We start from the raw sequence: 24,815 nt of genomic DNA on the forward strand, positions 1-24,815 counted from the left end.
ATCGGGCCGGTTCTGCCTCACCACCCCAGCAAGCTGAGATCGACCGGTACTGGGTGCTTGCGGGAGGCAGCGTGGAAACACAACGGGTGCTATTGACGTACGAACCTGTGCGGTTCGACCAGCTGGCGACCGAGATTCGCGCCATCCAGCGCGAGCTCGCCGAGGTCGTGGAGGTCGCGGAGTCGGACGACGGCCTGATCGTCGCGACGGTCAACGCACGGGGCGATCTGCTGGACCTCGAACTGGACCCGCGGCTCTTCCGCCACCCGGACTCGAAGGCGTTGTCCGAGGCGATCACCGGTGTCTACCGGTCCGGCCGTGCCGCGGCCGACGCCCGCGCGTTCGGGTTGACGATGCGGCAGCTGGAGCTGACCAGGAAGGAGATCCGGAAATGACGAACCCGGGCGACGGCGCGGACATGGAGCCCGATGCCGTCATCGGCACGGCGGCCGGTGTGCGCAGCGCGGCGGACACGTTCCACAGTGGATTCAGATCCGCGACCGCGGCGGGCACCAGAGGTCTCGGGCAGGGGCCGATGGGAGCGGCGTTCCTCGCCGGCTTCAACCCCGGAGTCGAGAGCCTGAACGAGAAGGCCACCCAGTTCGTCCAGGGCGCCGGCGCCATCGCGGACGGCATGCACGTGTCCGCCCGGGAGTACGACGCGGCCGACACCAGGGCACGTGACGCGGTGCGGCAGGCAGGTGAGGCCGATGGCCGTCGCTGAGCCGGGCAACGAACTGTGGGCCGCCGTCAAGGCGATCGACAACACGATCTGGCCGCCGGACAACGAGGACGACGCCACCGCGATCGCCGAGGACTGGCGCAAGGCGGGCGAGACGGCCCACCTGGCGGGTACGGAGCTCGCCAATGCCCGCGAGGCCTCCCGGCAGGCCTGGCGCGACCAGGGTGGACAGACCACGGGTCAGCAGCTGGGCAACGGTGTGGTGACGCTGGAAAGCCAGAAGCGTGACTGCGAGCAGCAGGCCGCGGTGGCCGACCGGTACGCCACGGCGCTGACCAACGTGAAAACGGCCATCGTGCAGAACATCGAGATGAACCTGCCCGCCTATCTGCAGTACGCCAATCCCATGTACGGCGCGTCAGGTGTGGCACGGCAGCAGGAGTTCGCGCAGAAGGTCGCCCAGGACCTGAAAGCGTTGGTCGCAGGTCAGGCGCAGGGCCTGCAGGCACCGCCCGCGAAGGCGCCGGGCACCGACACGACGATGAAGACGGTGGGCGACATCGCGGGCATGGTGTCCGCCGTCGCGGGCGGGCTGGCGCTGATTCCGGTGCTGGCACCCGTCGCCGCTCCGGTCGCGTTGTTCGCGGGAGGAGTCGCGTTCGCGACGCACGCCGCCGACATGATCGCCAAGGGCAGCTACGGGGACGACTGGGTCGGGGTGGCCGGCGACGCCGCCGGCATCCTCCCCGGGGTGAAGACCGTGAGCACCGTCGTCAACGCCGCCGGTGACCTCACCCAGCTCGCGCCCAAGGGCAAGGACATCGTCCTCGGCGCCTTCGACCTCGCCATGCAGGCGCCGGCGGCGATGGAACTGGCCGGCCACGACCGGGAGACCGAGGCGGCGGTCGCCGGGTATGGCAGCGCCGTGAAGAACACCGAACAGACGGGCGAAGTCATCTACGAGTTCCTCAAGGCGCGGCGCGCCAGTCCATGACACCGCGCAAACACTTCGGCCCCAGTGCGGTTCCGCACTGGGGCCGAGGTGCTTTCAGAGGTGGTGCGGTTTGGTGTCGCCGACGTGCCACAGGTCCTCGTCGACCAGCTGGACGCTCTTGTCGTCCGAGTCACGGGTGACGGGACGGGCCGCCGGAAAGAGGAACGACTGCCTGCCGTCCAGCTTCCCCGCCCTGCCACGCAGTTCCGGCGGCACACCGGGAACTGCGCGGGGTGGCTTCGCCGTGCGCCGCACCGGCTTCTCCGCGTCGCCGGGCTTCGGCGCGGCACCGGTGCAGCTCGCTCCACCCGCCATCCCGTGCGCCATCGGGGGAACGGCGGCCATGCCGGGGCTCTGCCCGCCGGTGGCCCTCGGACCCGCGGCCGCCGGTAGCTGCGGAGGCGTGCCCACCGGGGGAACAGCCGCCGCCTGGGCCACGGTGCCCGCGGCCTTGGGGATCGCGACCTGACCGGGCACGGCCTTGACCGGGCTCGGCCCCGTGCCGACCGGCGACACACCACCGAGCCTGGGCGCGGCCGAGGCGATCGGTGCGATCGGCGGCAGCGGGCTCACCGGCTGAAGCGACGGCACGATCGGCTTGACCGGGGCCACGGGCGGCGCCGGGGCGGGCGCGGCGGCGCCTGCCAGCGACGGCGCCGGGCCGGTTCCCGCGCCGGCGGGAGCAGGAGCGGCTCCTGCGGGCGCACCGCTCCCAGCAGCCGCGGGAGCGGCACCGCTCGGAGACCCACCGGAGGGTGAAGCGCCGGAGGGTGAAGCGCCCGATGCGGTCGCGCTGGACGGAGCCGCACCGGACATCGCCGGGCTGCCTGCCGGTGACTGCCCCCTCGGCGTAACCGCCTGCTGCACGGCGTGTTCGGCCTTGTGGAACTCCGCGCCCATCCTGCGCAACGCGGCGGCCGCGTCCTGCAGTGCCTTCTCCATGCCGGGGACGTCGAGGATCTTCTCCGCGGCCTTGTAGGCGTCGTAGGCCGCCATGACGGCGTTGTACTCCCGCTCGATCACGCCCATCAGCGTGGAGAGCACGTTCTGCACGTTCGACCGGACGACCGCGTCCCGGCGCGCCGTGATGGCAGCCGAGCACTCCTTCGTCTTGGCGTCGAACAGTTCTCCGGCGCTGTCCGTCCACCCCGTACTGGTGTGCGTCGCCGCGTTCTGCAAGCTGGCATCGGCTTCGCTCAGCACGGTCAGGTACTTCTGCCAGGCTTCGACGCTCACCTGGAGCCGGTCGACGTGCTCTCGCTCGGCCTCGGCCATCGCTTTCATCTGCTCGATGTCCACGGCTGTCATCCCTTCCCGGAGATGTGGTCGCGGGCACGGGCGATCTGGTCGGCCCTCGCCACGTCGGTGTTCATGTAGTCGTTCCGGCACGCGGTCGCGACCTGTTTGAACGCCTCGAAGATCTGCGTCAGGTCGGCGAGGGACTTCGTCATCGCGTCACGCGCGGCGGTCTCGGTCGTGGTGAAGGCCGCACACTCCGGCACACCGCCGCCGCACGGCCTCGGCTGCCAGCCCGCGAGGGCGTCACCCTTCGGCGGGGTGAGCTGCGCGACGAAGTCGTCGGCCGCTCGCGGTTCGAGGTGGGCACCATCCATTGTGGACACTCCGATCATCCGGTTGGGGGCAGCCAGGCGAGCTGCACCAGCTGCGGCGCGTGCTTGCGGGTGACGAACCGGCCCCGGCCGGCGGGCAGCGGTTCGGGTTTGAGCCCGCCGAGCAGCGGTCCTTCGTCCTTGTCACCGGACAGCAGGAGGCCGGGGGAACCGACGTCACGCAGCCGGGACAGGAAGGGGGCGAACAGGGCGCGGCCCGCGCCACCGGTGCGGCGGGCCAGCACGACGTGCAACCCGATGTCACGGCCCTGCGGCAGGTACTCCATCAGCGGGGCGAACGGGTCGTCGTGCGGGGTGGCCACCATGTCGTGGTCGTCGACCAGCACGAACAGCTCCGGTCCGCGCCACCAGCTCCGTGCGCGCAGCTGCTCGGGTGTGACGTCCGTGCCCGGCAGGCGTTCGGCCATCCCGCGCGCGGCCTCGCCGATCAGCCGTTTCGTGCCGGCGAGGTCCGTGCCGTAGCCGATGAGGTGGTCCGAGTTCACCTCCCCGAGCAGGCCGCGGCGGTGGTCGATCATCAGGATGCGCGCCTCGCTGGGCGCGTAGCTGTCGACGATCCGCCGCGCCAGCATGCGCAGGAACGCCGTTTTACCGGATTCGGCGTCGCCCAGCAGCAGGAAGTGCGGATCGGCCGCGAAGTCGATGCGGACGGGTCGCAGGTCGTGCTCGGCGATGCCGATGGTGAGCTGGAGATCGTTGTCCTGCGCCGGCAGGTCCGGGTACGGCACGGCCGGCGGCAGCAGGCGCACGGACGGTGCCCGCTCCCCCCGCCAGGCCCGCGCGATGGCGGCCACGAGAGCGGCGGATGCCTGGGACAGGCCGGTGTCCGCCTCCACCCCGTCCGCACGGGGCAGCGCCATGAGCGACTGGTGCTTCGACGCCGTGACGCCACGCCCAGGAGAGTCCAGCGGCACGGTGAGCGCCGCCGCTTTGTCCACTGTGGTGTCGATCGGGTCACCGAGGCGCAGCTCCACCTTGCTGCCGAACAGATCCCTGATCGCCGGGCGCAGGTCGAACCAGCGCGAGCACGCCACGAACACGTGCACGCCGTAGGCCAGCCCGCGCGCGGCGATGTCGGACACCCTGTCCTCGAGGTCGTCGAACTCCTTGCGCAGCGTCGGCCAGCCGTCGATCACCAGGAACACGTCGCCGAACGGGTCATCGGCGAACTCCCCGCGTGCGCGGGCCTCGCGGTAGGCCGCGACGCCGTCGATCTCGTGGTCGGCGAACCTGCGTTCCCGCTCGGTCAGCACGGTCATCACCTCGGCCACCGTGCGCCGCACGGCCGCGGGGTGCTGCCGTCCGGCCACCCCGCCGACGTGCGGCAGGCCGCGCAGTGCGGCGAGGGAGCCACCACCGAAGTCGATGCAGTAGAACTGGGTCTCCCTCGGCGTGTGCGTCACCGCGAGGCTCATGATCACGGTCCGCAGCGCCGTGCTCCTGCCGCTGCGGGGCGCGCCCATCACGACGAAGTGGCCCGCGGCCGAGGAGAAGTCGAAGACCAGCGGGTCGCGCCGCTGGTCGAACGGCCGGTCGACGATGCCCGCCACCGCGCGCAGCTTTCCGTTGTGCTCAGGCGATGTCGCGCACAGGCCGCGCGCCGGGTCCTCACCGAGCGGACCCAGCAGGCCGTCGAGCGACGGCGGTGCGGACAGCGGAGGCAGCCACACCTGATGCGCGGGCGTCCCCCTGCCCTCCAGCCGGTCGACCAGGACGTCGAGCAGGCTTTCCCCGACGGCGTCGTCCTCGGCGGCCACCGGGTTCTCCTCTTCGACCGGGACCGGCGCGGCGACGTAGGAGGTCGAGTACTCATGGAAGTCCGGTGCGTGCGGCCGGACCGCTCCAGGAGTCGAGGCGGCCCGGCGGTACACACCCGAGACGTACGCGGAGCGAAAGCGCATCAACGGTTCGGTGCCGAACTTGAGGAACCCGTGTCCCGGCGCGCGCGGAAGCTCGTAGGCGTCGTTGACACCGAGGACGGTGCGGCTCTCCATCGCGGAGAACGTCTTCAGCGCGAGCCGGAACGACAGGTGCACGTCGAGACCGCGCAGCCTGCCTTCCTCCAGCCGCTGGCTGGCCAGCAGCAGATGCACGCCGAGGGCCCGGCCTACGCGTCCTATTTGGACGAACATGTCGATGAAGTCCGGCTTGGCGGTCAGCAGCTCGCTGAACTCGTCGCAGATGACCAGCAGCGTCGGGACCTCGGGTAGCGGCGCGCCGGCGGCACGCGCTTTCTCGTACTCGTGCAGGGACGAGAAGTTCCCACTCGCGCGCAGCAGTTCCTGCCGCCGGATGAGCTCACCGCTGATCGCGTCGGTCATCCGGTCGACCAGCGGCAGTTCGTCCTTGAGGTTCGTGATGACGGCGCTGGTGTGCGGAAGCTTGTCGAGGCGGTTGAACGTGGCACCGCCCTTGAAGTCGACCAGCGCGAAGTTGAGCGAGTTCGGCGGGTGGGTGAGCGCGAGCGTGAGGACCAGCGTCCGCAACAGCTCGCTCTTGCCCGACCCGGTCGCGCCGATGAGCAGGCCGTGCGGGCCCATGCCGTCCTGCGCGGACTCCTTGAGATCAAGCTCGATCGGCGAACCGTCCGGCTGCATGCCGAACATGACGCGGAGCCGGTCGCGGCCCGGCCGCCGGCCCCACCACCGCGCAGGGTCGAACGCGTAGGGATCGCCCAGGTCGAGCAGTTCGGCGAGGCCGAGCTCGTGCAGCGGCTGCTCGGCCCTGGTGGCCGTGGTGAGCCGCAACGGCGCGAGCTGACGGGCGAGACCTTCGACGGTCACCAGGTCGATCGTGTCGGCCCGGCCGAGCTCGGTCTCGCCCTCGATCGTCGTCGCGGTGAGACGTCCGCCGGCGGCGACGTCGAAGACCAGGGCGGCGCGGTCGAGTGCACGTGGCGGTGCGGTGGTGAGATCGATGATCGTCACGCCCTCGACACCCAGGCCGGCCATCAGGTGCGCCGAGCCCGTGATCCGGCCGCCGTCGAGCACCACCACCAGATGGGGGCGCGCACCGCGCGGCGCGGCCGGGTCGAACCGGGGACGCTGCGCGAGCAGGTCCTCCAGCATCGCCTCGATTCCCGCGACGGACGACGCCACGAGCCGCACCGGTCCCAGCGCATCGGTCCTGTGCGGATGCAGCGCGTGCGGCAACCACTTGACCCACTCCCAGTGCGCCCGCGCCTCCGCGTCCACGCACACCGCGACGCGCAGGTCGTCCGGGGCGTGCAGGGCGGCGAGCTGAGCGAGCATCGACCGCACGAGACCGGCCGTCCCCGACCGGTCTCCGCGGACGTGGATGTGACCGAAGCCGGTGACAGCGACAGCGAGCGGCAGGTCGGGGATCTCGCCGTAGGTGGTGATGAACCGGCGCAAGGCCAACGCGGACAAAGGTTCCAGCTGTTCGAGCGGCAGGGTGTCCGGTGCGACGAGCGTCGTGGCCGGGCTCTGCGGGCCGACCCCGACCCGCGTGACGGCGAAATCGCCGTCCTCGGGCCTGCGTTCCCACAACCGGGAGCCGGCGACCACCGACTGCAGCGCCTCCGGGTCGGGATGCAGGTAGTACAACGCGACCCGCTGCCTGCGGACTGTCCTGAGCAGACGGACCCGGTGCTGCGCCAGCCTGCGCAGGTACTGACGCCGTGCCTGCCCCATCTCCCGCTTGCCGGGCCCGGCACCGTTGACGAACGCCATCACGGCCATGCCGAGCATGGCCACGGCGAACAGCCCGAACACCGCGATGCGCAGACCACCGGCGATGCCGCCGGAGAACATGATCAGTATCGCCGCCATGACCGCGATCATCGGCAGCATGCTCATCAGGTGCGTCCACTGGCGCCCGGAGGGAGCCGGGATCTCCGGCGGCGCCTCGAGCACCACCTCACCCGACGGCATCTCCGGCGGCGGCCTGCGCGCCGGCCTCTTCACCATCACGGTCGCCAAGATCAGCCTCCTCGCTTACGACTGCGAGGGTGATCCTGACCGAGTGGACGTCCGCGGGACCGCCGATGGCAGGAAGGTGCCGCCGCGGCCCGGAAGGCGTTCCCCCACACCTAGGTTCGCCTTGTCCGTCCACGGAAAGGGGACCGCTCCAATGCAGGATCAGGCTCATCTCGATCCGGAGATCGTCGCGCGGGCAGCACAGATGGCCGACAGCACGGCGCAGCAGATCCAGGTCCACCAGCGACAGCTGGGGCACCCGGTGTCGGCGCTGGCAGGCCAGTGGGAGGGAAAGGCGTACCAGGCCTTCGTGCCCGTCTACGAACAGTGGGAACAGGGCGTCACCAGGCTCGTCAACGCGCTGACCGGCCTGGGCGAGAACACCACCGTCGCCGTCGCCACCTACGAAAGCGCCGACGACGCCAGTGCCACCGGCATCACCTCCGTCGCCGGGCACAGTCCCTTCGGCGGCGCACTGCAGGCCTGACCACCGTTCACCACAAGGAGATCATCATGGTGATCAAGGGAAGTTTCACCCAGCTCGGCGACATGACGCAGCAGATCCTCGACACGGCCGCGAAGGTGGCCGGGGAGATGGAGACCTGGCAGCGGGAAGCGGGCATCGCGGAGGCGAACTGGCTCGACACCGCGGGTGGTCAGTTCGGCGAGGTGAACGCCGCGTGGAAGCAGGTTTCCACGGCGCACAACGCGATGCTGCAGGCGCTGGGTGGTGGCGTCGGGCGGACGAACGACGAGTTCCAGACGATGGTGGCCTCGTCGCGCGGCCGCATCGGCTCCATCACCATCTGAGCCACCGTGACGAAGGGCGCAGCCGGCCCTGCCCGCGCCCTTCGTCAGACGGCGGCGTTCACTGTCGCGACGTTCACGTGGACAAGCCGGCGGCCCGCAGAGTGAGGTAGCGCTGTTCGGGCAGGCTCGCCGTCATTCTCGCCGCGCGCGAGTACGTTTCGCGGGCCGCCACGAGATCTCCTGCTTGTTCGAGGAGATGCGCCCGGACCGCTTCCAGCCGGTGACCGAGCATGATGCGGTCGTCTCCCGCGAGCGTGCCGAGCACGGCGAGTCCTGCCCGAGGGCCGTGCACGGCGGCGACAGCGACCGCGCGACTGAGCGTGACCACCGGGCCTGGCGCGACTTGGACGAGTACGTCGTACAGAGCCAGGATCTGCGGCCAGTCCGTGGCGTCGGCGGTGAGGGCCTCGTCGTGTACTGCCGCGATGGCCGCCTGCAGCTGGTACGGGCCGATCGGACCGGTGCCGAGCGTCCGCTCCACCAGCGCGACACCCTCGGCGATCATCACGGCGTCCCAGAGGTCCCGGCGTTGCCCGGCCAGCGGCACGATCGCCCCGGCGCTGTCCGTTCGTGCCGGGCGGCGTGCGTCGGTGAGCAACATCAACGCCAGCAAACCCGCGACCTCGCACTCGCCAGGCAACAGTTGTCTCAGCACGCGCGTCAGCCGGATCGCCTCAGCAGTGAGATCGGCACGGCTCAGCTCCGGTCCGCTGCTGGCGGTGTAGCCCTCGTTGAACATCAGGTAGAGCACGTGCAGCACGACGCCCAGGCGTTCCGGCCGCTCCGCTTCCGGCGGTAGTTCGAACCGCGCTCCGGCGGTCCGGATCCGTTGCTTGGCCCGGCTGATGCGCTGCGCCATCGTGGCTTCGGGGACCAGGAACGCGGTCGCGATCTCGGCGGTGGTCAGCCCGCCGGCCGCGCGCAGGGTCAACGCGAGCTGCGAGGGAGGCGACAGGGCGGGGTGGCAGCACAGGAAGAGCAGCAGGACGGTGTCGTCCTGGCCGGCCACTTCCGCGGACGTCTCGAGTGCCGCGACCATCACCTCACGGCGGCGCCGGGCGCTGTCGCTGCGCCACGCGTCCACAAGAGACCGGCCAGCCGCGGTGAGCAGCCAGGATCGCGGGTTGTCCGGTACGCCGTCGACCGGCCACTGCCGCACGGCGTCGGACAGGGCCTCCTGCACCGCGTCCTCGCACGCGTCGAACTGCCCGTGCCGGTGCACGAGCGCGGCGAGGACCTGCGGCGTGAGTTCGCGAAGCAGGTCCTCGAAGTCGTGTGCGGTCACAGGTGCATGACCTGCCGGACCTCCATCGGGAACTCGGTGTACTCGACCACCCGCGCCGCGACCTCGAGCGCGCGTTCCTCGGTGGCGTCGATGATCCAGTAACCGGCCAGCGACTCCTTGATCTCCGCGAACGGGCCGTCGGTCGGCACGGGCACACCGTTCTGGAAGCGCACGGTCTTCGCCTGGCTCGGATCGATGAGCTTGCTGCTGGCCACGAGTTCGCCGGAGTCCCTCAGCTCCTGGTCGAGCTTCATCATGTGGTCCTGCATGCCCGTGATCCAGTCGGGCGTCCGGTTCTCCAGCGTGGTACCGATCCCGCCGAACATCATGATCATGTACTTCATGTCGCTCCCTGCCGCGCTCTCTTCCGGGGCACCCGGTTCGGGTGCTCGCCTGTAGTCGGAGCGGTCACCCGGTTCTCGACATCCAAGCCCGAAATCGTCGGACGCGCCGTCTACCGTGGCCACGTCAGCGATCTGCTCGCCCGCAGGCCGCGCGGGCGACCCGATCGGCCGGGCGGGCGCACGACCCGGTGCACCCGCCCGCTGCGCCACGCCCGCCCGCTGCGCTACTTACGCACGCCGGTCACGCCGAACTCCTGCACGCCGACGCTTCCGTTCTGGTTGCTGTTGCGCGCGTAGAGCCGGATGGCAGTGGTGGCGACATAGGCCGGCGGCCGGTAGACGACCGGCGCCACCGTGTCGATCGCCTGGTAGGGCATGATGTCGATCCAGGCGTTCTGGCCGGCGCTCCACCGCTGCACCTTCCAGTGGGTGGTCATCCAGGTGCAGCAGTTGTCCTGCTGGATGGTGAAGGCGAACCGCTCGTAGTCGGCGCCGAGATCGAACTGCACCCAGGACTCGTTCGTGTCGGAGCTGGCCTCGCCGGTCTCGGTGACGCCGTCCCACAGCTTGCCGAGGCCGCTGTCCCAGGCACCGCGCTGCGACACGGTGGAGTAGCCGGCCAGGTTCTCCGCGGGCACCTTCCGCCGCAGCGCGGCGTACTCCGGTTCCAGGCCCGCCTGGTTCATGATGGTCCGCGCCTCGGCCGGCCACGCACCACCTGTCACCACGTGCGGTCGCCCGTCGCCGTCGTAGATGGCCCCGCTGAGCCAGTTGTCGGCGAAGTCGGTGTAGTTGTGCGACGCGTACACCGACAGGGGCCGGCGGTAACGCGGGGAGAAGTCGAACCGCCCGCCCAGCCCGACGTTGTAGTCCCAGCGGGTCTGGTGACTCTGGTTGTCGCTGTAGTAGTTCGCGGTCGACGTCGCGTGGTGCACGTAGTTGTGGCTGACCACGCTGCCCGGCCACGAACCGAACGAGTAGACGGCCCCCGAGTCGCGCACTCCCCAGGACACCTTGGACGTGGCGTTGTACACCTCGTTGTGACTGAACGTCGTCTTGCCGATCCCGTCCACACCGTCGAGGAGGCTGGTCTCCTCTGCCTTGCGCTGATGGAAGCCCATGAAAGCGGTGTCGTAGACGAGGTTGTGGGTGACCGCCACGTTGTAGGTGTTCATCAGGCTGATCCCGGTCGCCGGGAAGAAGTCGTCACCGGTGTCGGTCACGACGTTGTTGCTGATCGTCACGTTCCTGGTGCGCTGAGCGCCGTCGACGTGCACGTCCATCCACCGGCCGGCGATGATGCCGGCGGCGGTCAGGTTGTGGAAGAGGTTGCCGGTGACGGTGACGTCCTCGGCTCCGGTCAGCAACTGCAGTCCGCCGCTGCCCATCTTGCGCACGGTGTTGCCGGTGAAGGTGATGGCCCTGGTGTTGGTCAGCTTGATCTGCCCGGGCACCTCGCCGCCGTAGCCGTCGTGGTTCGGATCCCTGAAGGGGTCGTCCGCGTACTGCGCCTCCGCTTGCGTGCCGCCGATGAACCGGTCGCGAGGCAGCAGCCAGTTGCCGTGCTCGAACGTGATGCCGTCGAACGCGATCGCGCTCGCCTTCGCGGACGGGCTGGACCCGGCCACGTTCACCAGCGTCTCCACCACCGGCACGTACGCCCCGGCCTGGTTGACGTCCTCTCCAGCCCGCGGGTAGTAGTACACCTTGTTCGTCGCCCGGTTCAGGTACCACTCGCCGGGGGAGTCCAGCTCCTCGAACGCGTTGAGCACGTAGTAGGTGTCGTCGTAGTCCAGCGAGAAGCCGTCGTCGCGGTTCAGCCGCGCCTGGAAGTGCGGCTGCGCCAGGCGCACCCGCTGGTCGGCGCCGCTCGCGCTGATGTCCACGACGGGGAAGTAGTCGATCTTGAAGCCGATCGCGATGTGCAGCAGCCGAATGTCGCGGACGTTGGTGTACGCCGGAACGCCGGCCGCCGGGAACCGCACACCGTCGTAGGAGCGGGTTGGCCGCTCCGGGTTGGCCGGCGGGTTGGGGATCGCTGCCTCGTCGAAGAAGCCGCTGCCCACGATGCCCTTGCCCATCGCCAGCTGAGCCCGCTGGCCGCCGACGTAGAGCTGCCGGAAGTAGTCGGCGTAGCCCGCCGACTCCGGCACGTCGGCCACGAAGTACGGCCGGTCGGTTACCTGTTTCCAGCCCGTGACGGCCTTACCGCCGTCGATGATGGGCGTCTCACCCGGGTGCGCCTGGTAGACGACCTTGAACCCGTTGGAACCCGAGTCCTTCTCGGTCAGGGTGAAGGTGGCCGTCCGGGTATGCCGGCCCCCGCGCAGGCAGACGCCGAGGTCGGCCCGCATGTTCTTGTTGAGCCCGCGCTGCCGGATGTGGTCGCGGGCCCGTTCCAAGGTCGCCCACGGGCGATGCGGTGAGGTTCCGGCGTTACCGTCGCTGCCCGACGCGGAGACGTAGAAGGTGCACGCTGCTGCCGCTTGCGCCGTACCGGTGCCAACCAGCCCAGAGGCCAGCACAAGCGCCACCGCGCCGGCCACGGCCACCCTGTGTTTGCGCATCATCTTCACTTTCGACTTGGAGAGGGAGCATGCGAATGGCGTTCGCGCGGTGCTCCTGGGCGGGCGGCGGCCGCTCTTGAAGCACCGGCGTTGAACTCCCTCCAGGGCCGGCGACAGATGCCGGAACCCTAAAGTCGTCATATGAATTACGTCAACAGTCGTATGACGACTGCCCTCGGCAGACAACGATGTCACCGTCTGGATCTGGTTCCCGCGTTCCTCGCCAGTGCCGCCGGCCTCCTCGGCGAGCCGCGTTAAATGATCAAGGGCGAGCGCATGCCCTCCCGCGGACCCGTTTGGTCCGCGGGAGGGCACGCCGTCATCAGGGCTTGTCGGTCTTCAGCGTGTAGCTGCCCGAACCGCTGTAGGCGTGGACCTGCCAGCGGTAGTAGCCCGCGGTGCCCGCGTACTCGACGGTCTCATTGGCCGCCTCGGTGGCGCCGGACTTCACGGTTGCCCACGTCGACCCGTTCCACTTCTGCAGGTACAGGTCGTAGTCGCTGCCCGACGGACCCGTGAGGCAACCACGGTGGGTGCCCGAGGCCGCGCTGTAGTAGTAGCTGCCGTTGGGCTGGTACGCCGACGAACCGGAGCTCAGCGTGCCGGTGAAGGTCTCCCCCGAGCAGTTGCCGGGGCCGGGGCCGGGACCGGGGTCGCCGCCCAGGTCACCGGTGTGGCCCTCGATCCACGACAGGAACGCGGGAACCTTCATGTAGATCGACGGAGCGGTCGCGCACTCGGGGTTGTTGCGCCCCGCGCGGCTGGTGGCCCCGCCGAGCTCCCAGCGGTTGTTGGCCCGCACGACCAGCGGACCGCCGGAGTCGCCGTAGCAGGCGCCCGCACCCGACTCGTCACCGACGCACAGTTCGTGGGACGGCACGAAGTTCGCGGTGCAGCCGGTGACCAGGGACGTGTCCAGCTGCATGAGCTGGTTCGGCGCGCTGCCGCAGCCTCTGGTCGGACAGGTCTGGCCGTGACCCATGATCCGCACCGCCGTGCCGGTGTTCAGCGCGGTTTCGGTGATGGTGATCGGGGCCTGCGCGGACGGGCTGCCCAGCTTCAGCAGGGCGATGTCGTAGCCGCTCGGGCCACCGATCTGCTGAACGACGCTGCGGGTCTCGCCCGCGCCCAGCGTGGTCCCGCCGATGCGCACCGAGGTGACGCTGCCGATGCAGTGGTCGGCGGTGACGACCCACAGCGGCGCGATCAGCGAGCCACCGCAGCCGAACCGGCCGTTGCTCAGCAACTTGGTGTAGAACGAGTAGTTCTCCGTGGCGGGCTCTCCACCGATGATGAAGGGCTGGACGTCGTCCGCGGTCGAACTCGGGGGCGCCGCCAGGGCAGGACCGGCCAGCGCGATCAACCCGCTTGTGCAGGTCACCGCCGCGAGCACGGCAGCCGCGATCTTTCGAAGCCGCATGCCGGCTTCTCCTTCCATGCAGGGTCCGCCCAGCGCGCAGGGTGGCGCAGGGCGCAGGTCATTCTGCGATCACGCGGCACGGCTGGACCCATCACACTTGGCATAAGTTCGGCTGATCGCCACGGTGGCGCAGGGCTGTCGTGTCCGCACCAAACGCCGGAGATCCGACAGCGAGACGGGAAAAGTTCCCGACGATGGTCCTATTGCCGCGAAGGCTTTCCGCTAAGGACAATCAGTGCGCCGGTTGACGACGGCCGCGCAACCGAATCCCTGCACATCGCGTCCGGCCTCCCCTGCTGCTCCACCGGGGCCGGTCGCGGGAAGGAACTGTCGTGCACAACTCCAGAATGGGGCGTGTCATCGCCCTGGCCGCCGGCGTGGCGATGTCCTGCGCCGCCATGGCTGGTCAGGCTTTCGCGGCCCCGCCGCCGAGCCTGCCCGGTGACCCGACCCCCCAGGTGGTCGGCGGTGGCCCCGCCGCCAAGGGCGAGTTCCCCTGGATGGTCCGTTTGTCGATGGGCTGTGGTGGTGCGATGTACAGCGAGTCGCTGGTACTGACCGCCGCGCACTGCCTGGGTTCCACTGGCCCCAACACCTCCATCACCGTCACCTACGGTGTGGTGGATCTCCAGGACTCGACCGCCACCAGGCGCACGTCGAGCTACGTCTACAAGTACCCGGGCTACGGGACCTCCGAGGGCGGTGACTGGGCACTGGTCAAGCTCTCCAGCCCGATCACCGGCGCGGCCACCCTGCCCATCACGACCACCAAGTCCTTCGACACCGGCACGTTCACCATCGCCGGGTGGGGAGACACCTCGGAGGGCGGCAGTGCCTCGCGGTACCTGCTCAAGGCCCAGGTTCCGTTCGTGGACGACACCACCTGCCGGAACTCGGGCTCCTACTACCGGGATCTGATCTTCAACGCCGAGCTGTGCGCCGGGTACCCCGAGGGCGGGGTGGACACCTGCCAGGGCGACTCGGGCGGCCCCATGTTCCGCCGCGACAACAACAACGCCTGGATCCAGGTCGGCATCGTCAGCCACGGTGACGGGTGCGCCCGGCGCAACGCCCCCGGCGTCTACACCGAGGTCAGCACGTTCGCCTCGGCCATCGCGGCCAAGGCCGCCGAGCTCGGTGGCGGCCCCACGCCCCCGCCCACCGGCAAGGTCTTCGAGAACACCGGCAACGTCAGCATTCCCGACGCCGGTGCCGCGGTGACCAGCTCCATCGCGGTCACCGGTCTCACCGGCAAGGCCCCCGCAACCCTCAAGGTCGGCGTCGACATCAAGCACACCTACCGCGGTGACCTCGTCATCGACCTGGTGGCGCCGGACGGCACGACATACCGGATGAAGAACGCCTCCAACGACTCCTCCGACAACGTGATCACCACCTACACGGTCGACGCCTCGTCCGAGGTCGCCGGCGGCACGTGGAAGCTCAGGGTCCAGGACACGTACTCGGCCGACACCGGCTACATCGACTCCTGGAAGCTCACCTTCTGACCGAACCTGACCGAACCTGACCGACGCGGGCGCCCGCCGGAAGACCCACTTCCCGGCGGGCGCCCGCCCTGTTCCGGTTCCCGCACAAGAGGTCCTCAGGCGCATCGCCCGGAGATGGACGATGATTCACCGCGGAGGTGCCGCATGCCAGTCGACGTCCGGCCCGAAGTCCTCGTTCGCCGATCGCGCTCCGACGTCGCGGCGTTCATGTTCGACCCGGCCAACGATCTCAAGTGGACCGGCGGGATCACGTCCAGCCGGCCCGCACGGCCCGGGCCGCTCGTGGAGGGCGCGGCCGTGGAACGCACGGCCCGGTTCCTGGGACGTGAGTTCGTCTACGGCTATGTCGTGACCGCACACGATCCAGACCGGCTGGTCGAGCTGAAGGTCGACCGGCCGTTCCCGATGACGGTGCGCTACGAACTGGCGGACGCACCGGCAGGCACGCTTGTCGCGATACATGCCAGTGGTGCGCCGGGCAGGTTCTTCGGCTGGGCGACGCCTTTCATGGCGCGCCAGGTGCGCAAGAGCATCACCGCCGACCTTGAGCGGTTGCGTGCCTGTCTGGAGTCGTGAGGATCATGTCTCGCGGTTGTGGGCCTTGCGCCGGCGCACCAGGAGCGTGCCACCGGCGAGCAGTGCCACCAGCGCGATCAGCGGTGGCAGTGGCCCGATGGCGGTGAGCCAGGTGACCAGGGTGTTCTGCACTGTCCCGGCCGCGTCGACGACGGGGTCGGCGGGGTCCGCGCCGCCGAGGAACAGCCGAAGTTCGTAGACCCCGTAGTAGGTGACGTACAGACCGGCGAGAACCAGCAGCGCGCCACCGATCCGGGAGACGTGCGGGAGCAGGCTGCGGGCGCGGGTGATCACGGCGGTGCTGGCCAGTGCGGTGGCCAGCGCGAGAGCGGTCACGACAAGGCCCATCCCTGCGGCGTAGGCGACGAACGCGGCAACGCCTTCTCCGATGTCGCCGCCACGTAGCGAAGTGCCCGCCACGGCAAGAAAAGGACCGATGGTGCAGGACAGAGAAGCAATCGCGTACGCGATGCCGTAGCCGAACATCGATCCGAGTGTGTGGTTCGGTGCGCCTTTGCGCGGCTTGGGGACCAGCAGGGCGATCTCCCGGCCGGCCAGCAGCAGGGCGCCCAGCACGAGCAGGGCCACGCCGATCACGACGGTGACGAACGGCAGATAACGCTGCACCGAGGCGAACACGGGTGCGACCACGACGCCGAACAGTCCGAACACCGTCACGAAGCCCAGCGTCATCAGTGCGCTGGAACCGACCGCGCGAGCCAGCAGCTGCGCTCGCGTGCGGTCGGCCGAGCCGGTGACGACGAGGGTGAGGTAGGCCGGCAGCATGGCGAACCCGCACGGGTTGACCGTGGCCACCATGCCGGCGACCACGGCCACAAGCAGCGTCTCGGTCATGCGAGCTTGGTCAGCCGGTCACGGAGGTCCTGTTCGGACAGCTGACTGGTGACGACCTCGACCTTGCCTGCCTTGTCGATGAAGGCGTAGGCGGGCTGGGCGGTCACGCCGAACCGCTTCCACACCGCGGCGTCCGTGTCCGCGATGTGCTGGAAGGACTTGAGGTCGTACCTGTCCACGAAGCCCTGCATGGCGGGCACCTGGTCCAGCGCGGCCACGCCGACGAACGTCACGGAGGAGCCGAGTTCCTTGGCCGCCTTGGACATTCCGGGGGCCTCGCGCTGGCACTTGGGGCACCACGGTGCCCAGAACCACAGCACCACCGGCTTGCCTGCCAGGCTCTCGCCGGAGATCTCGGCACCGTCCACGGTCTTGGCGGTGAACCGCAGCTGCTCGGGCGCATCGGCGACCGGTCCGCTCGACGCGGTGGCCGGAGACGACGCGGAAGTGGACGTGGGCGCCGTGGTCGGGGCGGAGCCGGGTTGCGCACCACACCCCACCAGGAACGTCAGGGCGAACGCGGCGACGACCGCGCGCATGGAGAACATTCCGTAACCTTCCGTCGGCTGCTGCTGGTTGAGATACTGCCCCGCCGCGCCGGGCGAAAGATGTTACGAAGTGCTGACGGTGGGAGTCTCGCAGCGGAGCGACCGAGCCACCTCGAAGCGATCGGGACCTACACCGGGGCCGTGCACGACCGGTTCTCCATGTCCGTCGCACCCGCCATCGCCCACGCGGTCTTCCACGCCACCGGACGCCGCGTCCGCGACTTCCCCATCACCGCCGAAGCACTGCTCTGACCACAGCCGGCGCGGCCCGGTTGACCACGGCGTTCACGGTCCAGCACAGTGAGCGCGTGCAGAGGACGCTGAGCATTCTGACGGTCGTCGCGTGCGCGACGCTGCCGCTGGGCTCGTCGATGTTCGAGCAGCGGCTCGTGCCGACGATGCTGCTCGGACTGGCCTTCGCCGTGCTCGCCATCGCCGGGTTCCGGTTCGTCGAGGGCCGCGACAGAGCGTTCGCCGTGGTGTACGCCGGAATCCAGCTGGCGCTTGGTTTCGCGCTGTTCTGGGTGTCCGGCGCGGCGGTCGGGTCGGTCCTGCTGCTGGTGGTCCTGGTCGCGCAGAGCGTGCTGCTGCTGCCACTGCCCGCCGCCGTCGTGGTGGCCGCGGTGATTCCGTTGGTGCACCTGGGAATGGACTGGGTCGCCGGACTGCGTGAAGGTCTCGGCACCCTGGCTGTCACGATCTTCACCGTCGTGGTGACCGAACTGTTCGTGCGGGAGCAGCGCGCCAGGGCCGCACTGGCAGCGGTCAACGAACTGCTCCGCGGGTACGCGGCCCAGGCCGAGCAGCTCGCCGTCACTCAGGAACGCAACCGGGTCGCCCGCGACTTCCACGACGGGCTGGGACACCACCTGACCGTCGTGCAGATGCTCCTGCAGGCCGCGCGTGCCCAGATCCACACCGCCGGCGTCGAGCGGCTGGACGGGATGCTCGCCAAGGCGCAGGACCAGTCGAAACAAGCGCTGGCGGAAGTCCGCCGCTCGGTCGCGACGCTGCGCGAACCCCGGCCGGCTCCGCTGGTGGACGCCCTGCGGACGTTGGCCGGCGAGGTGTCCGACGCGGGTGTGCCGACCGAACTGAAGGTGCGCGGCGCGGCTCGCCCGGTCCGCGCCGAGGTCGAGGAGTCGCTGTTCCGGGCGGCGCAGGAAGGACTGACCAACGTCCGCAAGCACGCGGACGCGACTGCCGTCACCGTCGCCCTGGACTTCGGTCACGTCGACCTGGTCCGGTTGGAGGTGCGCGACGACGGCCGAGGGCTGCTGGAGAAACCGTTGCCGGACAGCGGGTTCGGCCTGGTCGGCCTGCGGGAGCGGATCGCGGGTCTCGGTGGGCGGGTGTCGGTCGACTCGGCGGCCGGGCAGGGCGTGACGCTGACCGTGGAGGTGCCGGGGTGACTCCGCCGGACTCCGCCGTGCGGATCCTGATCGTCGACGACCAGGCCCTGTTCCGGGAGGCTTTGGCCGCGCTGCTGGAGGTTCAGCCCGAGATCGAGGTGGTCGGTGAAGCCGGCGACGGCGAGCAGGCCGTCCGACTGGCCGCCGAGCTTCGTCCCGACGTGGTCCTGATGGACCTGCGGATGCCGGTGCTGGACGGCATCGCGGCGACCGCCAGGTTGCGCGCCGAGCAGCCGGAGGTGCGGGTGCTCGCGTTGACCACGTTCGATGATGACGCGGACGTGTTCGCGGCGCTTCGCGCCGGTGCGGTCGGTTACCTGCTCAAGGACGTGTCCTCGACCCGGCTGGTGGAGGCACTGGTCGCGGCCCGGCGTGGCGAGTCGGCGTTGCAGCCGTCGGTCGCGGCCAAGCTCGTGGCCAGGGTGGCCCGGTGGCCGCACGAGGAGGCCCCGCCGCCGGCCGTGCCGTTGTCGGAACGCGAACTCGACGTCGTCCGGCTGCTCTCCGCGGGACACAGCAACCGCGAGATCGCCGGGAAGCTGTTCCTGGCCGAGGGCACGGTGAAGAACCTCGTCACCAGCGTGCTGTCCAAGCTCCAGGTGCGCGACCGCACCCAGGCGGCGCTGCGGGCCAGGGAACTCCGCCTGTACTGACCGCGGGAGTCATGACCCCGGACATGACCTTCGGCACCTGACGGCGCTCTCCGCAGGACAGAGGATCAGGCCCCCAACACCTCGTCCAGAAGGAGCGCTCATGAGTGCGGAGCCGACCACCGGATCGCCACGACGGGCACGTCCGGTGCTGCGCTTCACTCTGCACTTCCTGGAGATGGTCGTCGCCATGCTGGTGGGAATGGTCGTGCTCGGGCCGGTCTGGTCGTTCGCCTGGCCGGGCCTGTCCGATGTCATGACCGCGCAGGTACTGGTGATGGCCACCAACATGTCGCTGGGAATGGCGCTGTGGATGAGGATCCGCCGCCACGGCTGGGCGAGCATCATCGAGATGTCCGCCGCGATGTACGTGCCGTTCCTGGTCCTGTTGCCGTTCTACTGGGCCGGCGTGCTGCCGGGGATGACGCTGATGGGCGCCGGGCACGTGCTGATGCTCCCGGCCATGCTGATCGCGATGCTGCGCCGGCGCCAGGAGTACAGCTGCTGACCAGCCCTCGACTGCGCCTGCTCAGTCCGCCTGGGGCTGAGCGCGCCGGGCGTAGGCGCGGGCGGCTCGTGCACGGTCGCCGCAGCGGATGGAACACCACTGGCGGCGGCCGTGGCGGAGCAGATAACGGTTGCAGGGGCTGGACTGGCAGGCGGTGAGCCGTTCCGCGTCGGGGCCCGTGAGCAGGTCGGCCGCGTTGGCGGCGAGGGTCGCGAGCGCGTGGTCGACGATCTCGGTCGTGGGGTGGGGGGTCGCCCGGTAGGGGCCGGCCTTTTCGTCCCAGTGCAGCAGCGGCGCCGTGGGGACCCTGGTCAGCGCGTCGTTGACCGCGGACAGGGCGGAGGGAAGGGCGGGCAGCCCGCCGACGCGGGCGTCGAACAGGGCCCTGATCTGTTCTCTCAGCGAACGAAGCTGCGTGGCGCACATGTCCCGCATGCCGATGTCGACCGGTGCGAGGCCGTGTTCGGTCAGCCACTGGTTCGTCTGCGCGGGAGTGTCGAGGAGATCCAGAACGCGTCTGCCCGGCAGCGCGATGGCGCTGTTGGCCAGCGCTAGCGACGAGTACTGCTCCTCGCCCGGCACGGGCGGCCAGGCCGCCTCTGTCGTCACGCTCTCGTCCACGGACCTCATGGTACGGGTTGCTTCAGTCCGTGAGAATCACTACCGTGACCCTCACGGATATCGCACACCCAAACCGTGAGGAACCTTTCCCGTGACTTCTGCTCCCGCGTTCCCCGTCCGCGTCTTCGGCGGCCCGACCGCCCTCTTCGAGTACGGCGGCCTGCGGTTCCTGACCGATCCGACCTTCGACGGACCGGGCGACTACCCGGCAGGCGGGGGCGCGGTCCTGACCAAGACCGGGCACTCCCAGGTCGCGCCCACCGACCTGGGCCGTGTCGACGTGGTGCTGCTTTCCCACGACGAGCACGCCGACAACCTCGACAACGCCGGCCGGGCCCTGCTCGCCGACGTCCCGCTCACGCTCACCACTCCCGGTGCCGAGCAGCGCCTCGGGGACAGGACCAAGGGGCTGGCCGACTGGGAGTCCGTCCAGCTGGAGCGTCCCGGCGGCGGCACGGTCACCGTGACCGGTGTGCCCGCCATCCACGGTCCCGGCAGCCACGAGGACATCGAGCCGTTCACGGGCCAGGTCGTCGGTTTCGTCCTGACCGGAGAAGGCCTGCCGACCGTCTACGTCAGCGGCGACAACGCCTCGCTCGACGCCGTCGAGCGGATCGCCGGGCGATTCGGCCCGATCGACACCGCCGTGCTTTTCGCTGGTGCGCCGCGCTTCGCCGGTCTCTTCGACGGCCGGCCGCTCGTCCTGGACAGTGCCCAGGCCGCCGAGGCGACCAAGATCCTGCGCGCTCGCCGGGTGGTTCCGGTCCACTACGAGGGCTGGGCCCACTTCACCGAGGGCCGCGACGACCTCGAAGCCGCCTTCGCCGCCGCGGGGCTGTCCGACCGTCTACAGTGGAACTGAGCTGACGCCCTACGGGACGGGGGCGTCCCAGAAGGCGTCCTTCGGCGAACCGGCACTCTGGCTTCCGGTCATGCTGCGCTGATCGGGATACCGATTCTCACGTGACCGGAAGACATCAGGGAACTACGGCGGCCTCCATCCGACCAGTTGGACGGACACAGGTCGCAATCGGACGATGAACCAGAGGCAACTCGTATGTCGTGCTCGCGGTGGCTGTCATCGGCGGCATCCTCCTGTTCCAGCGCGGCAGCGAGAACAGCGGACAGACACTGGTGCCAGCAGGCGCCCGCACTCTGTCCACTTCGGACACAGCCAGGGTCACGTGCTCGCCTGCCGTGGCGGCTTCGGTCCACTTCGGACAGCGAAGCCCTCGCGGGCGACCACCCGCGCGGCGCCTCCATCCGCAGCCCTCTCGACGCGGTGACCGTGGTCGGCTTGGTGATCGACACCAGTGTCGTCTGGATGGCGCCGCCCATGGTGGCGGCGATGGACAGCACGTCGAAAGGCGCGATGGAGTCCAGCTCCTCCACACCCTCGTAGAGCAGGATCTGCACCCGCAACGGCGCCGCCGCCGAGACGGCAGGCACGCCCGCCGCCGTCAACCCGGCCGACAACGCGGACGCACGCAGGAAAGTACGGCGTTCCAAGGTATACCTCCAAATGAGAGCCCTCTCATGAGTGAGTCGGCTCGAACTCACCGGTAGTTCCCGGAGGAGTTGCGGAGGTTTTCAGCGCGGAACCGCAGGCGTGTACAACCAGGACTGAAGGTCCCCGAACGGTGTCACTCCAGACCGATGTCGGCCAGCCACTGGCTCGTGCTGCGGGGCACCAGGCCGAGCAGCTTCTGGGCGGAGCGTTCCGGGTCGATCGGGCGGCCGGGGAGCGCGGCCATCGCCCGGTAGCTCTCCGCCACGCCGGTGGCGGGGCCTTCCCCGATCAGGGGCGCGATGGAGGCGCCGAACTCCTCCGGGGTGATGGCCCGGTAGACCACGCCCCGTCCGAGCCGGGCACCGAAAGCCTCGGCCAGCTCCGGCCCGGTCACCGCCGGGTACTGCCCCACGGCGACCACACCACTGACGTCCGTGCGTTCCAGCAGCGCGACCGCGGCGTCGGCGATGTCCAGATGCGACGCCCACGAGACTTCGAACCCGGCGGGCAGCGGATAACCCAGCACTCCCTGCTCACGCGCCGGTCCGACGACAGGCGGAAGCAACAGGTTCTCGAGGAACAGCTCAGGCGCGATCACCGCGTGGGAGACACCGCTGTCCGCCAGCCCGCCGGCCAGCGTCGAGACCGAGTTCGCACCGTCGACCGGGGCGTCGACCGGGAAACCGCTGGTGGAGAACACCACACGGGCCGGCCGGGCCGCGCGGACCGCGTCGGCGATGTTGCGCGCATAGGCCAGGCGATCGTCCTCCGGCCCGATCGGGAGGTGGACGAACACACCCTCGGCGCCACGGTAGGCCTCGGTCAGCTCCGCGACGGCGGAGCAGTCGGTGGCCACCACCCGCGCACCGGGCACGACGACATCCGCCTTGCGGGTCAGGGCCACCACGGACTTGCCCGCGGCGATGAGTGCGGCGGCGACAGGGCCGCCCTGGGCGCCGGTGGCGCCGTGGATCACGTAGGTCATGGATCCATTAGTGCATGCGATGCACCAGTTACATCAACTGCACCAATGGCATATACTCAAAATGTGACGGACTCCTGCCTGCCGGAATGCGGCGTCGCCCGGTTTCTCGCTCTGCTCAACGGGCCGTGGGCGACCCTTGTCGTGCGCGAGCTCCTGAGCGGCACCCGCCGGTTCACCGAGCTGCGCGACGCCCTGCCCGGCATCAGTCCGCACACCCTGACCAACCGGCTGCGCCAGTTCGAGAAGTACGGCATCGTCGTCCGCACCGCCTATCCCGAGATCCCTCCGCGCGTCGAGTACCGGCTCACCCCGCTCGGCGAAGGACTCCGCGACGTCCTCGATGCGATGAACACCTGGGCACTGTCGATCCCGGAACCCGTTCCCGCGCAGTGACGCGGCTGTTCTCAGACCATGCCGGCCGACAGGGTTTCCACTGCCGGCCGGCATCTCCGCACAACTCAGGCAGCGCCCCAGAAGGCGTCCTCGGACTCCGGGTCGGAGGAGAACAGCCACACCTCGGCGATCCGGTCGCCCTCGACGCGCAGCAGGTCGACGCCGTCCTGGCCCATCGTCGCGTCCTCGCGCTTGCCGCTGAAGTGGATCGGCACCGCGACCATCGTGCCGTTGACCATCAGCGGACCGGTCAGCGAGAGCTCGAACGTCCCTTCGCTGGCGGTCATCATGCCGCCGAGCAGCTGACCGACCGCGGCGCCGCCGCGGTGCGTGCCGGAGAACTGGTTGGCACCCGGCTGGTGCCACACGACGTCCTCGGCGAACAAGCCGGCGACCGCGGGGAAGTCCTTGGCGGCCAACGCGTCGAAGTACTTGCCCACAATCGCCAGCGGTCCGGTCGACTCAGTCATCGGAGATCCTTTCGAGAGTTCGTTGCGATGGCCTAATAGTCACTATTGGTGCCCAGTTACCTCAACGTAACTGAAGGCCCTTTGTGACGCACGTCACAAACGTTCTGGTGGCCCATTAGTCCTTTGAGGACTGACAGGTCAACGGGCGGCATCGAACGCCTCGCGCGCCGCGAGGACCTCTTCGGCGTGCCGCTCCGCCCAGTCGCCCAGTTCTCGCATCGGCGCGTGCAGGCTGCACCCCAGCTCAGTCAGCTCGTACACGACCCTGGGCGGCACCTCGGCGTACGCATGGCGGGCGACGAGCCCGTCGCGTTCCAGGCCGCGCAACGTCTCGGTGAGCACCTTCGCGCTGACGCCCTCGACCAGCGTCCGCAGGTCGCCGAACCGCAGTCCGCTGCCACGGCCGAGGGCGATCACCACCAGCGCCGACCACTTGTTGTCCAGGCGCGCCAACGAGGTGCGAGTCGACCAGATCGCCGCGGACGCGGACCACCCGGAGTTCTGCGACATGGGCCACATCCGTTCATCGGTTACGTTGAGGTGACCAGCCCGCTGCGGCGAGTATGAGTACTCCTGCCCGTACCTTGCTGGAATTGGCTTCACGAACCTATAGTTCATTGCAGTAACCTGCTGTCTGAACGCAACCGAGAAGGGGGTGCGGCCGTGCCCCAGCACCCCGCGTTCAACGTGCTCACGGCGACCTGCCCGTCGCGAACCTCGCTGGCCCGCATCGCGAACAAGTGGACCGCGATGATCGTCTCCGCGCTGGGTGACGGCAGGCTCCGGTTCTCCGATCTTCGCTCCACTGTGGACGGAATCAGCGGCAAGGTGCTCACGGACACGCTGCGAGACCTGGAACGCGACGGACTCGTCAGCCGTCACGTGTACGCCGAGGTGCCGCCCAGGGTCGAGTACGAGCTGACCCCGCTGGGGCGCACCCTGCGCACTCCGCTGCGGGCACTGAACCGCTGGGCGGAGGAGCACATCGAACAGGTGCTCGCGGCACGTGAGGCCTACGACACTCGCAGCTGAACAACCTCGCGGCGCTCATGTCGAGAGACCGTCCGGTCGGGACGACGGGGCCATCACGAACTCCTTCGCTTCGCGG

27 protein-coding genes and 1 pseudogene are annotated in these 24,815 nt (G+C 69.6%); 14 read left to right on the plus strand and 14 right to left on the minus strand.

The features are described 5' to 3' along the window. Positions 1 to 92: 92 nt before the first annotated feature. From BLR21_RS10655 to BLR21_RS10665, 3 genes are read left to right on the plus strand one after another with little or no spacing between them, the layout of a single operon-like run. Entirely contained in the window at positions 93 to 395 is a 303-nt protein-coding gene (locus BLR21_RS10655) for a YbaB/EbfC family nucleoid-associated protein (protein WP_176929575.1), read from the plus strand. Beyond that, positions 392 to 724 (plus strand): type VII secretion target, encoded by a 333-nt coding sequence (locus BLR21_RS10660; protein WP_090005679.1) that lies wholly within the window; start codon positions 392 to 394, stop codon positions 722 to 724. Before BLR21_RS10655 ends, BLR21_RS10660 begins: the two co-directional genes overlap by 4 nt. Further along, positions 711 to 1,676 (plus strand): WXG100-like domain-containing protein, encoded by a 966-nt coding sequence (locus BLR21_RS10665; protein ID WP_090005680.1) that lies wholly within the window; start codon positions 711 to 713, stop codon positions 1,674 to 1,676. The genes BLR21_RS10660 and BLR21_RS10665 overlap by 14 nt, the downstream gene beginning before the upstream one ends. Before the next feature lie 54 nt (positions 1,677 to 1,730). On the opposite strand, the gene BLR21_RS10670 is transcribed toward BLR21_RS10665, so the two are convergent. From BLR21_RS10670 to eccCa, 3 genes are read right to left on the minus strand one after another with little or no spacing between them, the layout of a single operon-like run. Beyond that, entirely contained in the window at positions 1,731 to 2,975 is a 1,245-nt protein-coding gene (locus BLR21_RS10670) for a hypothetical protein (RefSeq protein WP_090005681.1), read from the minus strand. A 5-nt stretch (positions 2,976 to 2,980) separates the two neighbouring features. Beyond that, positions 2,981 to 3,298 carry a hypothetical protein gene (locus BLR21_RS10675; RefSeq protein WP_143027679.1) on the minus strand — a complete coding sequence of 106 codons (318 nt, stop codon included), beginning with the start codon at positions 3,296 to 3,298 and terminating at the stop codon, positions 2,981 to 2,983. A gap of 5 nt (positions 3,299 to 3,303) precedes the next feature. Next, positions 3,304 to 7,248, minus strand: coding sequence for a type VII secretion protein EccCa (eccCa, locus tag BLR21_RS10680; RefSeq protein ID WP_090005683.1), 3,945 nt, complete (start codon positions 7,246 to 7,248; stop codon positions 3,304 to 3,306). 151 nt (positions 7,249 to 7,399) lie between these two features. Between eccCa and BLR21_RS10685 the strand changes: the two genes are divergently transcribed. Together BLR21_RS10685 and BLR21_RS10690 are read left to right on the plus strand one after the other, a co-directional pair. Further along, positions 7,400 to 7,732: a WXG100 family type VII secretion target gene (locus tag BLR21_RS10685; RefSeq protein ID WP_090005684.1), complete on the plus strand. Its 333-nt coding sequence runs from the start codon at positions 7,400 to 7,402 to the stop codon at positions 7,730 to 7,732. A 26-nt stretch (positions 7,733 to 7,758) separates the two neighbouring features. Continuing rightward, entirely contained in the window at positions 7,759 to 8,055 is a 297-nt protein-coding gene (locus BLR21_RS10690; RefSeq protein WP_090005685.1) for a hypothetical protein, read from the plus strand. Between the two features lie 73 nt (positions 8,056 to 8,128). Here BLR21_RS10690 and BLR21_RS10695 read toward each other — a convergent pair whose 3' ends face one another. The 4 genes from BLR21_RS10695 to BLR21_RS10715 form a co-directional block, all read right to left on the minus strand. After that, a complete protein-coding gene (locus BLR21_RS10695) occupies positions 8,129 to 9,340 on the minus strand; it encodes an RNA polymerase sigma factor (protein ID WP_090005686.1) in 1,212 nt (403 codons plus the stop codon). Continuing rightward, a complete protein-coding gene (locus BLR21_RS10700) occupies positions 9,337 to 9,684 on the minus strand; it encodes a YciI family protein (RefSeq protein WP_090005687.1) in 348 nt (115 codons plus the stop codon). The genes BLR21_RS10695 and BLR21_RS10700 overlap by 4 nt, the downstream gene beginning before the upstream one ends. Before the next feature lie 224 nt (positions 9,685 to 9,908). Further along, complete coding sequence (locus BLR21_RS10705) at positions 9,909 to 12,251, minus strand: right-handed parallel beta-helix repeat-containing protein (RefSeq protein WP_176929576.1); 2,343 nt, start codon at positions 12,249 to 12,251, stop codon at positions 9,909 to 9,911. A gap of 322 nt (positions 12,252 to 12,573) precedes the next feature. Beyond that, positions 12,574 to 13,671: a S1 family peptidase gene (locus BLR21_RS10715; protein ID WP_256334615.1), complete on the minus strand. Its 1,098-nt coding sequence runs from the start codon at positions 13,669 to 13,671 to the stop codon at positions 12,574 to 12,576. A gap of 347 nt (positions 13,672 to 14,018) precedes the next feature. On the opposite strand from BLR21_RS10715, the pseudogene BLR21_RS10720 reads away from it, so the two are divergent. From BLR21_RS10720 to BLR21_RS10725, 3 genes and pseudogenes are all read left to right on the plus strand, one after another. Further along, positions 14,019 to 14,807, plus strand: a pseudogene (locus tag BLR21_RS10720) (S1 family peptidase); the annotation flags it as partial. A gap of 81 nt (positions 14,808 to 14,888) precedes the next feature. Further along, positions 14,889 to 15,179: a proprotein convertase P-domain-containing protein gene (locus BLR21_RS44665; RefSeq protein ID WP_420843877.1), complete on the plus strand. Its 291-nt coding sequence runs from the start codon at positions 14,889 to 14,891 to the stop codon at positions 15,177 to 15,179. Between the two features lie 144 nt (positions 15,180 to 15,323). Then, complete coding sequence (locus BLR21_RS10725; RefSeq protein ID WP_176929577.1) at positions 15,324 to 15,755, plus strand: SRPBCC family protein; 432 nt, start codon at positions 15,324 to 15,326, stop codon at positions 15,753 to 15,755. Positions 15,756 to 15,758: 3 nt separating this feature from the next. Here the strand turns inward: BLR21_RS10725 and BLR21_RS10730 are convergent, their stop codons facing one another. Together BLR21_RS10730 and BLR21_RS10735 are read right to left on the minus strand one after the other, a co-directional pair. After that, positions 15,759 to 16,610, minus strand: coding sequence for a cytochrome c biogenesis CcdA family protein (locus BLR21_RS10730; protein WP_090005691.1), 852 nt, complete (start codon positions 16,608 to 16,610; stop codon positions 15,759 to 15,761). Next, complete coding sequence (locus tag BLR21_RS10735) at positions 16,607 to 17,158, minus strand: protein disulfide oxidoreductase (RefSeq protein WP_256334617.1); 552 nt, start codon at positions 17,156 to 17,158, stop codon at positions 16,607 to 16,609. Before BLR21_RS10735 ends, BLR21_RS10730 begins: the two co-directional genes overlap by 4 nt. Before the next feature lie 308 nt (positions 17,159 to 17,466). Here BLR21_RS10735 and BLR21_RS10740 point away from each other — a divergent pair, with 308 nt between their 5' ends. The 3 genes from BLR21_RS10740 to BLR21_RS10750 all read left to right on the plus strand — a co-directional run bounded on the left by BLR21_RS10740 (position 17,467) and on the right by BLR21_RS10750 (position 19,728). Then, on the plus strand, positions 17,467 to 18,570 hold the full coding sequence (locus tag BLR21_RS10740) for a sensor histidine kinase (protein ID WP_256334618.1): 1,104 nt from the start codon (positions 17,467 to 17,469) through the stop codon (positions 18,568 to 18,570). Beyond that, positions 18,567 to 19,223 (plus strand): response regulator, encoded by a 657-nt coding sequence (locus BLR21_RS10745; protein WP_090005692.1) that lies wholly within the window; start codon positions 18,567 to 18,569, stop codon positions 19,221 to 19,223. The genes BLR21_RS10740 and BLR21_RS10745 overlap by 4 nt, the downstream gene beginning before the upstream one ends. Positions 19,224 to 19,323: 100 nt before the next feature. Then, positions 19,324 to 19,728 carry a hypothetical protein gene (locus tag BLR21_RS10750; RefSeq protein WP_090005693.1) on the plus strand — a complete coding sequence of 135 codons (405 nt, stop codon included), beginning with the start codon at positions 19,324 to 19,326 and terminating at the stop codon, positions 19,726 to 19,728. 21 nt (positions 19,729 to 19,749) lie between these two features. Here BLR21_RS10750 and BLR21_RS10755 read toward each other — a convergent pair whose 3' ends face one another. After that, positions 19,750 to 20,358 carry a CGNR zinc finger domain-containing protein gene (locus tag BLR21_RS10755; RefSeq protein ID WP_176929578.1) on the minus strand — a complete coding sequence of 203 codons (609 nt, stop codon included), beginning with the start codon at positions 20,356 to 20,358 and terminating at the stop codon, positions 19,750 to 19,752. 82 nt (positions 20,359 to 20,440) lie between these two features. Here BLR21_RS10755 and BLR21_RS10760 point away from each other — a divergent pair, with 82 nt between their 5' ends. Next, on the plus strand, positions 20,441 to 21,211 hold the full coding sequence (locus BLR21_RS10760; protein ID WP_090005695.1) for an MBL fold metallo-hydrolase: 771 nt from the start codon (positions 20,441 to 20,443) through the stop codon (positions 21,209 to 21,211). Positions 21,212 to 21,279: 68 nt separating this feature from the next. Here BLR21_RS10760 and BLR21_RS10765 read toward each other — a convergent pair whose 3' ends face one another. Together BLR21_RS10765 and BLR21_RS10770 are read right to left on the minus strand one after the other, a co-directional pair. Further along, positions 21,280 to 21,798, minus strand: a complete 519-nt coding sequence (locus BLR21_RS10765) for a type 1 glutamine amidotransferase family protein (RefSeq protein WP_143027680.1) — start codon at positions 21,796 to 21,798, stop codon at positions 21,280 to 21,282. Between the two features lie 194 nt (positions 21,799 to 21,992). Next, on the minus strand, positions 21,993 to 22,844 hold the full coding sequence (locus BLR21_RS10770; protein ID WP_090005697.1) for an NmrA family NAD(P)-binding protein: 852 nt from the start codon (positions 22,842 to 22,844) through the stop codon (positions 21,993 to 21,995). 63 nt (positions 22,845 to 22,907) lie between these two features. On the opposite strand from BLR21_RS10770, the gene BLR21_RS10775 reads away from it, so the two are divergent. After that, a complete protein-coding gene (locus tag BLR21_RS10775; protein WP_090005698.1) occupies positions 22,908 to 23,237 on the plus strand; it encodes a winged helix-turn-helix transcriptional regulator in 330 nt (109 codons plus the stop codon). 65 nt (positions 23,238 to 23,302) lie between these two features. Here the strand turns inward: BLR21_RS10775 and BLR21_RS10780 are convergent, their stop codons facing one another. Next, on the minus strand, positions 23,303 to 23,707 hold the full coding sequence (locus tag BLR21_RS10780) for a nuclear transport factor 2 family protein (protein ID WP_090005699.1): 405 nt from the start codon (positions 23,705 to 23,707) through the stop codon (positions 23,303 to 23,305). A gap of 138 nt (positions 23,708 to 23,845) precedes the next feature. Next, on the minus strand, positions 23,846 to 24,217 hold the full coding sequence (locus BLR21_RS10785; RefSeq protein ID WP_090005700.1) for a winged helix-turn-helix transcriptional regulator: 372 nt from the start codon (positions 24,215 to 24,217) through the stop codon (positions 23,846 to 23,848). A 153-nt stretch (positions 24,218 to 24,370) separates the two neighbouring features. Between BLR21_RS10785 and BLR21_RS10790 the strand changes: the two genes are divergently transcribed. Beyond that, positions 24,371 to 24,739 (plus strand): winged helix-turn-helix transcriptional regulator, encoded by a 369-nt coding sequence (locus tag BLR21_RS10790; RefSeq protein WP_090005701.1) that lies wholly within the window; start codon positions 24,371 to 24,373, stop codon positions 24,737 to 24,739. The last annotated feature ends 76 nt before the right edge of the window (positions 24,740 to 24,815 follow it).

The sequence above is a fragment of the Lentzea albidocapillata subsp. violacea genome (assembly GCF_900100275.1).
Lineage (GTDB): Bacteria > Actinomycetota > Actinomycetes > Mycobacteriales > Pseudonocardiaceae > Lentzea > Lentzea violacea.